Raw genomic sequence first — 16,003 nt, forward strand, 5'->3', positions numbered from 1 at the left:
CTAAATATCGTTTCACCGCTTGGATTTTTTCTTTTGAAGAAAATTTAGCCATAAAAAATGCACCTCCAATTGTTAGACTGTGTCTAACAATTGGGGTGCACTTCAATTTAGGGGGCTTTTTTATTGTTATCAATAAAATTGAGGGGCCGTAGTTGGTTCAATGGAATACGAATTACCTTGTAAATAGTCTGACTATTTTTTAGAAAAAACTATTCATTTACATTTTTTGGTTTCGTGTTATATTTTTAATGTTAACATAGTTGTATTGAAAATTCTGATTTTAAAATTAGGAAAACTTTAGAAAATGAAATACTCTTACTTGAATTGAAAATCATATAAACATAGTTTGAAAGTAAAGTATGAAAATGAATCAGATTTTCAAATTAAATTTGTCAATTCAATAGAGGTTCGTGGGGGAAATGTAGCTAAGAACAAATCTCTTATACTCCATGTTTTTTATTTGTAAATCGGTAATTCTAATAGCTCTGACGAAAAGTAAAGGAGTAAAAAAGAAGTGGATAGTTTGTTTAATGAAGATAGGGTGTAAAAAATAAAACAACGGAGGTTTTATAATGAATAAAGGAATACTGCAGATTACAGAAATTGAAGAAATTACTATTCCGAATCTATTGAAGGATAAAATGAAGAATCTGATAGAAAATGAATTAAAAACTCATAATCCTTATACTTGTGATCAAGAAATAGCAGCATATTTTTCAAAAGAGTGGCTTAATTGTTTGATTGACTATTCAAAGAAAAATCCGAATTCAGATATGAAAAACCTACTACATATGATAAAAATAGCGAATTGTGGCGGGAACGTACCGCCTATCCTTATTAAAAATACTCCATGTGATCCTATAGAAACACTATTACCTGGGGAAAATCGCAGAGGTTTTAATTATGGTGAAGACGAACACGATAGAATGAAAAAATATTTTTATGCAGAATGGGTCACATGGCTTTTTGCCACACTTTTTAATTATGATGCTTTAATTCACCCATCCGAACATGCTGGGAAAAATAGATTTCATCTTATTTCGCCTTTAAATAACGATGAAGTTTTGCGAAATGTCGGTGCAAGCACCGGTGGCGGGAACTTTTATCAACATAACGATGCCACAGTGTATACAGATATGAAAGACCAATCAGATATTGAAGCAAGATTGAAAACATTCAATACGAATTTAGAAATTGTATCAAATAGACTTAATAAATCCGTGGAACGAATAGTGTCTGAAATTACTTGTGGAAAATTTACTAGAGTTGATGCTCTTTTATTAAAAGGAGTGTTAAATTTAAAAACTCAAACTCATATTGGAACGCCAAAATTACTTCAAAAGCATCTTGAAGAAAATTTCTTCAGTAAAGATGACATATTGGCGATAAGTAAAATGCCTATTGCTCATATCGCAGGAATGGCTGATGGTGAAATATCGGGATTTGTAGGGGAAATAAACCAAATTATATTTTTAGATGATAATGGTGATATTATTGCAACTTGTTTAAATGGAGCAGAGAATAGATTGATTTATGTAGGAGAAAGTGAAGAAGAAAAATTGAAATTTGACATGTTTTTAGAACTCTTACGAACAACGCCTACTTATAAGGTTCCACTTACATCTGAAGATTTATTAATTATCCCAAATTCATACTATGGTAAACAAACAAATGTCACTCATGGTAGAGAAAGGTTATCTGAGGAAGAATATAAAATCCCGATTGGAAATAATAAATACGGAAGAAGAATTGTTTGCAGGCAATACGTTTCCAGCCGATTACGTGATCAGAAAGAAAGTTACTTTAAAGATTTAATTAACTAGTTTAAAGAGAGGAGGGAAGATGGGGAGGTTTGGGGTATAATAGCTCAAGCCTTCCCATATTCTTTGTATGGATTTTACTATTGAATTACTCATACTACTATTTTTAGTAGCTGTATTAGCAGGATGGATAGATACGATTGCTGGAGGCGGTGGTATGATAACTATCCCGATAATGTTATTAGTAGGTATGTCTCCTTCTGTAGCGATAGCAACTAATAAACTGCAAGGGAGTAGCGGAACTCTCATGGCAACAGTGTTTTTTATTAAGAAGAAAGAAATTAATCTTAAAGAAATGCGTTTGTCCATCTTAATGACCTTTTTTGGATCAGTTTTCGGTGGATGGCTTGTTTTACAGATACGAGCAGAATATCTAATTATGATATTACCTTTTTTACTTGTTTTTATTGGCATTTATTTTCTATTATCTCCAAATATAGCAAACGAAGATCGACCGAGAAAAATAAGTATGTTGTTGTTTGCGTTAACAGTGGCTCCGTTACTGGGATTTTATGATGGTTTCTTCGGCCCAGGAACAGGTAGTTTAATTGCTTTAGCATTCATTCTCTTATGTGGATATAGTGCTACACGGGCGACTGCAAATGCTAAGATTTTGAACTTTACAAGTAATTTCGCTGCTTTGTTGTATTTTATTATTTTTGGCCAAATTGATTGGACAATTGGATTGATTATGATGCTTGGTCAAATAATAGGATCATATATTGGGGCGAAGATGGTGCTTACAAAAGGGACAGCATTAATACGACCAATAGTGGTTATTGTTTGCTTTGTCATGGCAATTAAGATTTTTTTACAAAATATGAACTAAATGTAATCAATATATTATTTGTATCAAAGTTAGAGTGTTTTCATGTTCCTATTGCAGTATTACGCTGTTTAAGATGTGTTCAAAATTACACAATTTGACTAGTGTAATGTATTGCGTTATGCTTTTTTATAGTATAAAAGAAAGGCTTGAAGATAATGATTCGTCGTTTGAGAAAGCTAAAAAATGTAGCAGTCGTAGTAAGCTTCTAAGTAAATAGCAATATATATAATACTTAGAAGCGAGGAATAAAGTTATGAAGCATCCATTATTTAATCATTGGTCAGAAACAAAGTATATAAAAGATATAGTAACAAATCCACTCATTGAAGTAGGAGAGTACTCCTATTATTCAGGCTATTATAGTCATCAAAATTTTGAAGATGGCTGTGTAAGGTATTTGTGGGGAGATGCTAAGTCCCAAGCACTGTTCAATCCAATTGAACAGATGGGATGGCACCTTGACAAACTCATTATTGGGAATTATGTTTGCATTGCAAGCGGGGTAGTCATTTTAATGGGTGGTAATCATAATCATCACTCAGAATGGATTACAGTATATCCATTCGCTGAGCAAATTAAACAATCATATGAACCTAAGGGAGATACAGTCATTAAAAATGATGCTTGGATTGGAATGAATGCTATAATAATGCCTGGCGTTACTATTGGTGAAGGTGCAATTGTTGCTGCAGGATCAGTCGTAAGTAAAGATGTTCCGCCGTATACAATAGTTGGTGGAAATCCTGCTAAGGAAATAAAGAAACGATTCACTGATACAGAAATAAACATGTTAATGGAAATGCGTTGGTTTGATTGGGATAGGAAATTGATTGAGAAGGCAATACCGCTGTTATCTAGTCCATCCATCGAACCATTATTTGCTTTTTATAAAAATGAAGTGAAAAATAAATAAATCAGTTAGAAAAACTACATCCAGTATAGGGTGTAGTTTTTTATTTTTTGTAACTGTGGAACAAATGTATTATTTAGATTGTCTATTAACTGTAATCCTAAAAAAATATGAAAGTGTGAATCATTTTGAAAAATATAAGGGGATTAAAAATAAGGATATGTGTGGGAATACAAAGTATTAGCGCACCTAAAAATGTCGGATGAGATGGTCTATATGAAAGCGATTCTAACGTTTTATATGTATATACAATTTGAGAACACTTTCTATTTTTTTACGGGATTATGTTAAAATAACGCTTTTTTTAAGTACAAAGAAATTGGAGGTAACAGAAGTGAAAGGTATGTTTTGCAATAGAGTTATTGCAATAGTAACAGTGCTTACACTATTTTGTAGCATGGTCGTTACAATTGGAAAAGCAGCAGCGGAAACAGATCCTGCTATAGACGTTGAAGCAGGATCAGCAATTTTAATAGAAGCAAATTCTGGAAAAATTTTATATGAAAAAAATGCAGATGAATCATTGGCAATTGCTAGTATGACAAAAATGATGAGCGAATACTTAGTTCATGAAGCGGTGGATAAAGGAAAACTTAAATGGGATCAAAAGGTTAAAATCTCTGAATATGCACATAAGATTTCGCAAGATCGTTCACTATCAAATGTTCCATTAGAAAATGGTGGCTCTTATACGGTAAAAGAGTTATATGAGGCAATGGCAATTTACTCTGCAAATGGTGCAACAATTGCTTTAGTTGAACAGATTGCTGGTAAAGAGGTCAATTTTGTAAAAATGATGAACGATAAGTCAAAAGAGTTTGGTATGAAAGACTATAAGTTTGTAAACTCTACTGGCTTAACAAATCAAGATTTAAAAGGATATCACCTAGAAGGGACAACTCTAGACGAGAAAAATAAAATGTCTGCAAGGGATTGTGCAATTTTAGCACAACGTCTTATTCAAGATTTTCCCCAAATATTAAATACAGCAAAAATTCCTAAAAAAACATTCCAAGAGGGTGGTAAATATCCAATTGATATGGCGAACTTTAACTGGATGTTAAAAGGTTTAATTAAGCAATATGAAGGTGTAGATGGTTTGAAAACAGGAACGACTCCAGAAGCGGGAGATTGTTTCACTGGTACAGTAGAAAGAAATGGTATGCGCCTAATTTCTGTAGTGATCAAAGCAAAATCTCATACGGCACGTTTTGATGAAACAAAGAAATTATACGATTATGGATTTGCGAATTTTGAAGTGAAGAATGTCTACGGAAAAGATTCAGTAATAAAAGGACATGAAACAGTTCGAGTGGCAAATGCAAAAGACAAAGATGTAGTAGTTCAAACGAAGCAAGCTGTTTCACTTCCAATGCCGAAGGGCAATAAAGACATTTATAAAAAAGAATTTAAAGTATCGAATACGGAACAAGAAGCGCCTATTAAAAAAGGTGTAACAATTAGTAAAATGATTATCTCGTCTAAAGATAATACAGATCCTGGGTTCTTATCAGGTAATTCATTACAAATAGACCTTGTAACAAAATCTGATGTGGAACAAGCAAATTGGCTTACACGTTTTATACGTAAAACAGGATCTTTTTTTAGTGGTATGTGGGATCGTACGATTGATATAGTAAAAAGCTAATTTTATAGGATACAACTAAATATTAGTTTGAAACAAAAGGTTTCAAAGCACTATAGATTCTTATGTGGATAGCTTGGAATGTCAGGGTGTAATTTTTTCTTCTTACTTTGTGCATTGCAATGACACTACTTTTTTCTATAGTTTCGTATCATGTAATCGAAAAGAAATGTATCAACTGGGCAAAACAAAGAACAACAAATTTTTTGAAAAAAGTATAAGTCCTAGAGGGATTTTATTTCTTTAGTAAATATACGAATATGACCGATTCCTTAGTATACTTGGGAATCGGTCAATTTTGGATTCTAAATGTAAATATAGTAAAGTGGAATATAATTGAAATCGAAAACCACTTAGAAATAACAATTACGGTGTGAGCTATTGTATAGTATAGATATGTTTAAAAATAAAGGGGGAATACATATGTGGAAGCGATTTGTAGCAATTGGTGATAGTTTTACAGAGGGGATAGGGGATGAAGTTGAGGGAATTGCATTAAAAAGCTGGGTAGATCATTTTGTTCAACTGTGTGAAAAAGATATAGAATATGCTAATTTTGCAAAGCGTGGGTTAGTAACTGAAGAAATTCGCTTGCAGCAATTGGAAAAGGCGTTAACTTTTAATCCAGATTTGGTTAGTCTCATTGCAGGGGCAAACGATGTTTTAAAAGGACGTTGGAATCATGATGCATATAAGAACGATATGGAATTTATGATAGATACATTAAGTAAAGCAGGGGCTGATATTATTATAGCAAACCTTCCTGATTTTACAGTTAGGCTTCCTTTTGCTTCTGAAAAAAAACAAGAAATAAAAGAACAATTATTAGAGGCAAATGAAGTTATACATTCACTGAGCAGAGAGTATAAGCTTCATCATGTTGATTTTTGGAATCATCATTTAGTTAATGACAATACGCTTTGGTCTAAGGATTTAATTCATCCAAACTCAAAAGGATATGTAAAAGTTGCTGAATTGATTTTTAGTAGTTTGCCTGTACAGAAGACAAAATAATAGTTTGCAATGTAACGAATATGATATTAAGTGTATGAAGCTATGTTTTTTAGTAAATGGAAAGAACTAAACATTTAGCAAACAAAGCGTTTCTACGATATATTTCTACAGTAGTGCACAAATACAGAATCACAAAGAAAGATCACTTATGGAAATAGGTGGTCTTTAAATGTTTTTATAACTAAATTAGTATATACTGTATTACTAACAATTTCGTACTACATAAAAATTAAGTTCTCTTATAGAAAAACTGATTTTATATTATCTTAAAATATAATAACATGTTCAAATGATATTTTGGGTATGTATCCTAATTGTGAATGATGTGTAATTTTTTTTGAAGTATAAATATCCAATAAATAAAATAGGTAGTAGGTGCAGAAGTATTAATACTATATTATTCAATTCTTGTTATGAGTACATTAGTGATTGGTAATATTATATTTTTATTATCAACTTTAGTTATTGGAATTAATTTGCATAGAAAATATGTAGGATAAGAAAAAATAAATATACTTTATTGTATATTTATTTTTTTGTTTAGTAGGATTTATAGTCTCTATAAACTATTATGTTAATAAAATTAAAAAACTTAATTCTTGATATCCTTATGGCTAAAGCTATCTATAAAATGACAATATAACTAAATAATTGTTTGGTATGATTTGTGGATTTAGTTTTTTATCCGAATTTTCTGATTCAAATATTTCAACTTTATGAATATAGTAGGTGAAATATTTGTGTGATAGTATTTGAGATAGAAAAAGCCAACTTTAAAAAGGATGTGAATTGAATGTGCAAACGACTGTAAAGGGTTATATTAAGGAAACGTTTAGCTGTTATTAGTGTAAGGTAAAGATATATTTTGTAACAGTTGATATAAAAATGAAGAAATAGGTACGCTTTCGTTTGTCTGACTATTTTAAATATATGAAAAACAAGAGTGGTTTGAGTTTTGACGAAGTTAAATTCTAGGTGAGATGTCAATAATGATTAATTAAGTTTAATAAAGAGGTACCTTATACGCAAAAGCGTTTATATTAGTAACCTAAGGAGCTTGCTTTTATGAAAACTACTGATTCAAAAGGCCTATTAGGAAATAGGGTTTATTTACAAGTTTTCTCTGCCTATTCATTGCTTATGCTTGGTGTTTTTATTGATATGTTAGCGATTATGACTATAGTTGGGTTTGAATGGGAAGTAGATCCTACTATGATTGGATTGATTCCTGTTGCATATGCACTTCCTGGAATTATTTTTGGCTCATGGGCAGGTGTTATTGCAGATCGTTTTAGAAAAATTCCAATTATGATGTTCTGTAATCTAATGGTTGGTCTAATAACAATTGCTCTTTTATTTGTACAAGATATCCACTGGCTCTTAGTGGCATTAATGATTCGTTCCATTTTTATTGTTTTCTATTATCCTGCACAGCAAACACTAACAAGACAGATTGTATCCCCGGACTTGCTTACTAAAGCAGTAAGTATCAACGGAATAGTAGAGCAGGGTACAAAGATAGTAGGCCCACTTATAGGGGGCATGTTGCTGAGTTGGTTTCAACCAGAGTTCTGCCTCATTATAAGAGCTATAAGTTGTTTATTAGCTACCTTAGTTCTCATACCCACAATAAAATTTAAAGAAACTATATCGAAAGAATTTGTTGAAAAGCAAAAACAAAGTACTTGGACCGCTTGGGTACAAGGGTGGGGTTATGTGTTATCTAATCGGATAATATTATCAACCATGATTTTCGTTACAATAGCCATGGCAGTATTACAATTAGTAGACTCACAATTCCCAACTTTATTTAAGAGTTTATTCCCACATGATAAAAGTAAAATGGGATATATCATTTCTATTATTGGTCTTGGCGGAATACTTGGTGCATTACTAACTCAGAAATTAAAACAATTTCAATATGGCTGGGTAGTATGTGGAGGTATGGTTTTAATGGGAATTGGTTTTGGGGGGATTGGTTTGATAACGCCCGGTACGGTCTTCGTTTTAGCCTATTTAATTAGTTTTATCGCTGGTATTGGAAGTGGGCTGATGCTTGTATCTAATCAAGTCATATTACAAATAGAATCCGATCAAGATCAAGTAGGAAGAGTATTTGGTATACAAAGCAGTTTAACAAACGCAGTTTTAATTATTTCCCCTGCTATGAGTGGCCCATTAGTGCATTTATTTGGAGTAACTCAACTCTATGTTTATGGAGGGATTGGGCTTGTTATTATTGGAGTAATTGGAGTTTCACTGCAGAAATATTTATGGGCTAAACATAAACACGAACCAATAAGAGCAAATAATTTTTGAAGGGAAGATTTTTATGACCAATGAGGAATGTTATCCATTAAGCCATCCGCAGCGAAGAATATGGTATACAGAAGTTATTCATTCTGATAAAGGAATATGTAATTTAAGATTTTTATTTAAACTTCATCGGAAAATGAACTATTCAAAATTAAACCAAGTTGTGAATCGCGTTATCAGTGAAAATGACGGTCTGTGCATTAGGTTAAAAGAAAATGGGCATCAGGAACCGAAACAATATTTTATTAAACATGAAGAACAAGAATTTGAGTTTTTTGATTTCAGTAATGTGGAGAATACAAATTTGCTTGAGGAATGGATTGAGCAGAAAACAAAAGAAACGTTTACATTATTTAATTCCAATTTATACTATTTCGCTTTAATAAAATTAAACGATAATGAATGTGCAGTCTTTGGAAATGTTCATCATATTATTATGGATGGTTTATCAATTCAAATATTTACTGAGCAGATTGCAAAATATTATTATGACATGCATAACGAGAATGAGGAAGGCGAAATTAAAAATTCATATGTTCAATTTCTGACCAATGAACAAACATACTTGAATAGTAGTCGTTTTCAAAAAGATCAAAAATTTTGGTTAGAGGAATTTAAAACACTGCCATCTATGACCGGGTTGAAGCCTTATAATACGTACCAAGTTAGTACCAAAGCATCACGTGAGACGTTTATATTAACGGAGCATTTGAAGAGAAAGATAGAAAAGTTTTCTGAAGATTGCAAATTTAGTTTATACACCCTTTTTGTTGCTGCTTTCTCGTTGTCCATGTATCGGTGGACCTCATCGCTTGATATTGGTTTAGGAATGGCTTACGGCAACCGTATGACTAAAATGGAACGAAAATTGATTGGAATGATGGTGAGTACAGTTCCTTTAAGAATGGATATTGATCCAGAAGAAGAAGTACTTTCATTTATTAGTAGGGTGTCCAGAAAACAAAGTAAATCATTAAGACACCAGAAATATCCATTTGATTTGTTATTAAAGCAGATTAATAAAGAGAATAACAGTAATGTGAGACTTTTCGGAACTACGATTGATTATAGGGATCGTGATGAAAGTGGTGACTCACTATGGATTCCAAACCGTGAAGAAGTACAAGATTTTGCAGTGCATATTGAAAATCTAATTGATATAGACTCTTTACATGTACATATTGATTATCGTGAGGAGCTATTTTCTAAGGAAGAGATAAAACGGTTTTTTAACGTGATGTTAGCGATAATGGAAAACACTTTTGAAAACCCAAAGCAGAAGGTGGCTGAAATAGAAATCATTTCTGAGGAAGATAAAAGAAAAAGTTTAGTTGAGTTCAACAATCCTAAACTGGATGTCCCGCCTCAAGTAACTATTCATGAAATGTTCGAACGGCAAGCGATGATTTATCCAAATGCTATTGCAGTTACGTATGAAAAAGAAAAAATTACTTATAAGGAGCTTAATGGACGTGCAAACCAGTTAGCTCATTATCTGCAGAAAAAAGGAGTAGGACCTGATACTTTAGTTGGACTGTGCGTTGAACGTTCCCACGAGATGATTGTAGGTATTTTAGGGATTTTGAAGGCTGGTGGGGCTTATGTCCCACTTGATCCAACATATCCAGAGCAACGACTTCAATATATTTTAGAAGATGCTAGCATTCAGTTATTCGTAACGCAAGAAAGTTTAAAAGAATTGAACTGGTTACCAGAAAATGTTGAGTCGATTTGCCTGGATCGTGATCAAGATGAGATTGGGAAAGAAAGTAAGACTTTGCCGGTTTCTAGTGTCGGTCCCAAAAATCTGGCATATGTAATCTATACTTCGGGATCAACGGGAAATCCAAAGGGCGTTATGATAGAACATCACAATGTCATTCGGTTATTTAAATCGACGGATTGTTGGTATCAGTTTAATGAAAAAGATACTTGGACGCTTTTTCATTCGTATGCATTTGATTTCTCAGTATGGGAAATTTGGGGAGCGTTATTATATGGTGGAAAATTAGTTGTTGTTCCGTACTGGATTAGTCGATCACCTAAGGATTTTTATCAATTATTGGTGGAGGAAGAAGTCACAGTTCTAAATCAGACACCTTCCGCATTTCGACAATTAATACAAGTGTGTGAACAAGAAGATAAGAATAAAAATTTGCAGCTGCGTTATGTCATATTTGGCGGAGAAGCGTTAGAACCTACTAGCTTGTTACCGTGGTTTCAAAGGTATGGGGAGAAAAAACCACAGTTAATTAATATGTATGGAATTACAGAAACTACAGTTCATGTTACATATTATCCAATTACTTTAGATGATGTGCAGCATGTTTCAAGAAGTAATATTGGAAAGCGGATTCCCGATTTAGAAGTGTATATACTAGACGCTTATCAACAACCTGTTCCTATAGGTGTTGATGGTGAACTTTATATTGGCGGGGCAGGGCTTGCACGTGGGTATTTAAATAGACCTGAATTAACAGCAGAGCGTTTTATATCTCATCCATTTAGTAGTGATCTGAAAGCAAGATTATACCGGACAGGAGACTTAGCGAGGTATTTGCCAGATGGGAATCTAGATTATCATGGAAGAATTGATCATCAGGTTAAAATACGTGGTTTCCGAATTGAGATTGGGGAAATTGAGTCTACTTTACATACATATGCATATGTAAAAGAGGCAGTTGTAATTGTAAGAGAAGATCAGCCAGGCGATAAACGATTAGTAGCATATGTTGTAGGAGATGGAAATGTAGATGCGTGGAGAGAATATCTTAAAGCGAAACTACCAAGTTATATGGTTCCTTCGGGATTTGTGGCGATGGAAGCTATTCCACTTACAGCTAACGGTAAAGTTGATCGTGAGGCCTTACCTATGCCGGAGGAAAAGCAGATTAATAGTGAATGTGTTGGCCCTCGGAATAGTAACGAACAAATACTAACTACCATTTGGAAGAGAGTATTAGGTGTTAAAAAGGTGGGAATCTATGATAATTTCTTTGAAATTGGTGGCGACTCGATTCTCAGTATTCAAATCATATCTCAAGCAAGTCAAGTGGGGTTAAAACTGACTCCAAAGCAAATGTTTGAATGCCCAACTATCGCTGAGCTGGCACAAGTGGCTATAGAAACGCAGGGAGTACAAGCGGAGCAGGGAATTGTGATAGGTGATGTGCCTCTTACTCCAATTCAGTGCTGGTTCTTCGAGCAAGAACATCCACATACAGAGCATTGGAATCAATCAATGCTTTTAAGAGTAAAAGAAAGATTGGATGTGAAATTACTAGAGGGAGCGATATTAAATTTACTGAAACATCATGATGCTTTACGTTTCCGGTACGAACAGTTACCAAACGGAACGTGGAGACAGAGAAATGAAGGGACTGATGAGCTGTCAGTACTCCATGTTGTAAAACGGAATCAAGTTAATGAAAAAGAGTGGAATAAAATAATACAAGAAGAGATGAATATTCATCAAGCTAGTTTCAATTTAATTACTGGTCCGTTAATGAAAGTAGTGTACTTTGAAGATAACTTGACTGAAAATGATCGAATATTCTGGGTGATACATCATTTAGTAGTAGATGGAGTGTCATGGAGGATTCTATTGGAAGATTTACAGGTGGTATATAACCAGATGAAACAAGGTCAAGAAATTCGCTTACCTGCGAAAAGTACATCTTTTAAAGAATGGTCTGAACGACTTCAGACATACAGTGATTCGGGTATTTCAAAAGAAGTAAAGGATTATTGGAATGAACAAGTAGAAAAAGAAACGATGAAAATTCCAATGGACTATCCAATACAAGAAACGACAGAAGAATCGATTGATCAAGTGACGAGGACTTTAGGAATAGAAGAAACACAAGCATTGTTTCACGAAGTTCTAGTCACTCATAAGACAAGGATTGATGAGGTACTATTAACGGCATTAGGACAAGCTATCGTCGATTGTACAAATCAGCAAACCGTTTCTATTCATCTAGAAGGACACGGGAGAGAAGAGATGATTGAAGGTATTGATTTATCAAGGACAGTGGGCTGGTTCACGAGTATTTATCCCGTTCATCTCAATTTTCAAGGAACTCAGACACCTATTGAAGGGTTAAAGGCAGTCAAAGAGCAATTGCGTCGAATCCCAAATCGCGGAGTTGACTATGGCATTTTACGTTACTTGAATAAAGGATTACTTCCGTTTTATCAGCAAAAGCCTTCAATAAGCTTTAACTATTTGGGCCAATTTGATCAGGTGTTTTCAAGGGACTCTTTGTTTATGCAAGAGACAGGATTTACATTTTTAGATCATGCTCCAGATTCCAAACCATCTCATCTAATTGATGTTATCGGAATGGTGAAAGATGAAAAGTTACATTTTATTTGGATGTATAGTAGGAAACAGTTTTCTAAATTAAAAATTCAAGTGATAGCAGATGGTATGTTGAGGCATCTTCGTCAACTTATAAATAAACCAACAACAGAGTCTGCTTTTACGGTATCAGATTTTGCTGATGCAGAGGATCTTACGGAAGAAAGCTTGAGCAAAGTATTACTTAAATTAACAAAGAAGAGGGTGTAAAAATGGGAGAGGTTATTGATATATATGGTTTATCACCTTTGCAAAAAGGAATACTGTTTCATACTTTATACGATCAAGATGATGAACATTCTTTTTCCTATATTGTACAAGTAGGTTTCTTGCTCGGGGGGCAATTGGATGTTGATACTTTTGAAAAGGCTTGGGAATATGTTATTAATCGACATGAGGTTTTACGTTCAGTATTTGTATGGGAGGAAGTAGAAAAGCCACTACAAGCGGTTTACCAACGTCTTCCTTTTACTATTCATCAAGAGGATTGGAGCACCTATCCACATGAGGAAAGGGTGAAGAAATTACAACAGTTTTTGAATGTAGATCGTAGAAAAGGATTTTTATTGGATGAAGCACCATTGATGAGAGTCACTGCGATTAAAGAAGCAAAAGAGGAAACGAGAATTATTTGGACACATCATCATATTTTGCTAGATGGATGGAGTGTGTCATTGGTCTTTAGTGAAGTGATGGAAGTTTATCTCAAGATGATAAAGGGAGAATTATTGACTCTTCCTAAATCTCTTCCTTATAAAAAATATATCCAGTGGATAAATAAACAAGATCAAAGTCAAGCAGAGGAATTTTGGAAAGAAGAATTAAAAGGGTTCTATGCACCTACGCCATTAGCAATGGAAAGAAAGGATCAAGGACAAGAGAAGGGCTATGGAGAGTGTGTTTATCAAGTATCTGAGAAACTTACTGAGAAGTTACAAGAGTGGGTACGAAATAGTCGATTAACGTTGAATACGTTAGTACAAGGTGCATGGGCTTATTTGATGAGTAGGTATAGCGGTGACAGTGACGTCGTATTTGGCGTAACTAGCGCTGGACGTCCTACTGATTTAATGGGAGCAGAGAATATGGTGGGGCTATTTATTAACACATTACCTACCAGAATTCGATTAACGGATAATACATCAGTAGTAGATTGGCTTCGTAAAATACAAATGAAAGAAATGGAACGAAGACAGTATGAGTATAATTCGTTGATAGATATTCAAGGCTGGAGTGAGGTCCCGCGAAATAGCTCCTTATTTCATACCTTGTATGTGTTTGAAAATTATCCAATTCAAGGTGAGAGAAATGATGATTTAAGATTACTAGATGTTACAAGCACGGAACAAACAAATTATCCTTTAACACTCATTGTAATGCCCGGTAAGAAAATTACTTTAAAGTTGATGTATGATCGAAGCTATTTTAATGAAGAAACAATAAATCTGATTCAGAATCACTTATTGCAAATATTAATTCAGATGACGAAGAGCCTAGATTCAAAACTATTTGAAATTACTCATTTAACAGAAGAAGAACAGATACAGTTACTAGAGGAATGGAATCATACTCAATTTAATTATTCGGCTGAAGGCATGATTCATACGATGTTTGAGGAGCAAGTTAAAAAAACACCGGAAGCAATCGCGGCTAGTTACGAAAATGAACAAATTACCTATAAAGAGTTGGAGAAGCGTGCAAATCTGCTAGCTCATTATCTACAAAAGCATGGTGTAGGCCCAGAGTCTCTAGTTGGGGTATATATGGAACGTTCATTACAAATGATGATAGCGTTATTAGGTATTTTAAAATCAGGAGCAGCGTATGTTCCACTTGACCCTACTTATCCAGAGAGTCGACTTCGATATATATTAGAGGATGCTGGAATCGAAGTACTAGTGACGGAAGAGAATTCTAAAAATTTGTTTGTATCTGAAAATATAGAAACGATTTGTATGAATAAAGATTATACTGCAATTGAAAAAGAAGAATCAACCCCATGCATAAGTGGTGTAACAGGAGAAAATTTAGCGTATGTTATGTATACTTCAGGATCTACAGGGAATCCAAAGGGAGTAATGATTGAGCATCATTCAGTAATTAATTATCTAGAATGGATGCAACATAAATATCCGCTTTCTGAAAAGGATGTGGTCTTGCAGAAAACGCCATTCTCATTTGATGTCTCTGTTTGGGAATTGTTTTGGGGCATTCACGTTGGTGCAAGTGTATCTTTCCTGCCTCCAGGTGGAGAAAAAGATCCTTCTATTATAGCTGAAGTGATTAAACAACATCAGGTTACTATAGTTCAATTTGTACCTTCGATGTTATCTGTTTTCTTAGACCACTTCAATCATATTGAATTGAACATGAATTGTTCGTCCGTACGCCATGTATTTTCTGGTGGAGAAGAACTAAGTTCAGGGTTGGTTAGACGATTTCAACAGAAATGGAATTATAGTGGACAAGTGAAATTAACCAACTTTTATGGGCCAACTGAAGCCACTATTTATGTGAATGCATTTGATATTCAGCCTAATCAAGAATTTGTTTCTATTGGGCAGCCAATACAGAACACGCAATTATATGTATTAGACCAAAATCAACGCTTGCAATCAATAGGAATTGAGGGTGAGTTATATATTGGTGGTGCTGGTTTAGCACGTGGATACTTAAATCGTCCGAATCTTACTGCTGAAAAATTCGTTTCGCATCCATATCGATTTGGGGAACGACTATATCGAACAGGAGATTCAGTAAGATATTTAACTGATGGGAATTTAGAATTTATAGGTAGAATGGACCACCAAGTCAAAATGCGTGGTTTTAGGATTGAATTAGGAGAAATTGAAGCGACTTTAGAAAAATGTTCGTTTATTAAAGAGGCTGTCGTATTAGTTAGAGAAGATCGTCCAGGTGATCAACGATTGGTTGCATATGTAATAAGCGATGGAAATACCGAGGAGTGGAGAGAGTATTTACAAAAACAATTACCAATAGTGATAGGTAAGGTTTTGACATCATCTCCACCTTTTCCCCCACTTCACACCGTACGTGAGACTTTCACCTCATACGGCGCTCCATCTAATTCAATTGACCAACTTTT

General features: G+C 34.0%; 8 protein-coding genes and 1 pseudogene. All 9 read left to right on the plus strand.

From position 1 onward, the window contains the following. Positions 1-572: 572 nt before the first annotated feature. Positions 573-1,823: a hypothetical protein gene (locus ACS2CR_RS29650; RefSeq protein WP_001032363.1), complete on the plus strand. Its 1,251-nt coding sequence runs from the start codon at positions 573-575 to the stop codon at positions 1,821-1,823. A gap of 67 nt (positions 1,824-1,890) precedes the next feature. Continuing rightward, positions 1,891-2,649: a TSUP family transporter gene (locus ACS2CR_RS29655; protein WP_000347986.1), complete on the plus strand. Its 759-nt coding sequence runs from the start codon at positions 1,891-1,893 to the stop codon at positions 2,647-2,649. A 253-nt stretch (positions 2,650-2,902) separates the two neighbouring features. After that, the gene (locus ACS2CR_RS29660; RefSeq protein ID WP_153602897.1) at positions 2,903-3,562 is read left to right on the plus strand and encodes a CatB-related O-acetyltransferase; all 660 of its coding nucleotides are present in this window, start codon (positions 2,903-2,905) and stop codon (positions 3,560-3,562) included. Between the two features lie 331 nt (positions 3,563-3,893). Continuing rightward, entirely contained in the window at positions 3,894-5,207 is a 1,314-nt protein-coding gene (locus ACS2CR_RS29665) for a D-alanyl-D-alanine carboxypeptidase family protein (RefSeq protein WP_016109985.1), read from the plus strand. A 92-nt stretch (positions 5,208-5,299) separates the two neighbouring features. Next, positions 5,300-5,425, plus strand: a pseudogene (locus ACS2CR_RS29670) (acyltransferase family protein); the annotation flags it as partial. A 202-nt stretch (positions 5,426-5,627) separates the two neighbouring features. Beyond that, positions 5,628-6,218: an SGNH/GDSL hydrolase family protein gene (locus tag ACS2CR_RS29675; protein ID WP_000265873.1), complete on the plus strand. Its 591-nt coding sequence runs from the start codon at positions 5,628-5,630 to the stop codon at positions 6,216-6,218. A 1,065-nt stretch (positions 6,219-7,283) separates the two neighbouring features. Beyond that, a complete protein-coding gene (locus tag ACS2CR_RS29680) occupies positions 7,284-8,537 on the plus strand; it encodes an MFS transporter (protein ID WP_000858613.1) in 1,254 nt (417 codons plus the stop codon). A gap of 13 nt (positions 8,538-8,550) precedes the next feature. Beyond that, a complete protein-coding gene (locus tag ACS2CR_RS29685) occupies positions 8,551-13,107 on the plus strand; it encodes a non-ribosomal peptide synthetase (RefSeq protein WP_053512811.1) in 4,557 nt (1,518 codons plus the stop codon). 2 nt (positions 13,108-13,109) lie between these two features. After that, a partial coding sequence (locus tag ACS2CR_RS29690) for a non-ribosomal peptide synthetase (RefSeq protein WP_438906123.1) occupies positions 13,110-16,003 on the plus strand: 2,894 nt, incomplete at its 3' end.

Origin of the sequence: Bacillus cereus group sp. BceL291, assembly GCF_051776705.1 — a bacterium.
In the GTDB taxonomy this organism is placed as follows: domain Bacteria; phylum Bacillota; class Bacilli; order Bacillales; family Bacillaceae_G; genus Bacillus_A; species Bacillus_A cereus.

What these genes read in the sequence shown, in the direction of transcription:
- ACS2CR_RS29685 (WP_053512811.1), top strand. Translation starts at nt 8,551, where the DNA reads ATGACCAATGAGGAATGTTATCCATTAAGCCATCCGCAGCGAAGAATA.
- ACS2CR_RS29675 (WP_000265873.1), top strand. Translation starts at nt 5,628, where the DNA reads ATGTGGAAGCGATTTGTAGCAATTGGTGATAGTTTTACAGAGGGGATA.
- ACS2CR_RS29650 (WP_001032363.1), top strand. Translation starts at nt 573, where the DNA reads ATGAATAAAGGAATACTGCAGATTACAGAAATTGAAGAAATTACTATT.
- ACS2CR_RS29680 (WP_000858613.1), top strand. Translation starts at nt 7,284, where the DNA reads ATGAAAACTACTGATTCAAAAGGCCTATTAGGAAATAGGGTTTATTTA.
- ACS2CR_RS29660 (WP_153602897.1), top strand. Translation starts at nt 2,903, where the DNA reads ATGAAGCATCCATTATTTAATCATTGGTCAGAAACAAAGTATATAAAA.
- ACS2CR_RS29655 (WP_000347986.1), top strand. Translation starts at nt 1,891, where the DNA reads ATGGATTTTACTATTGAATTACTCATACTACTATTTTTAGTAGCTGTA.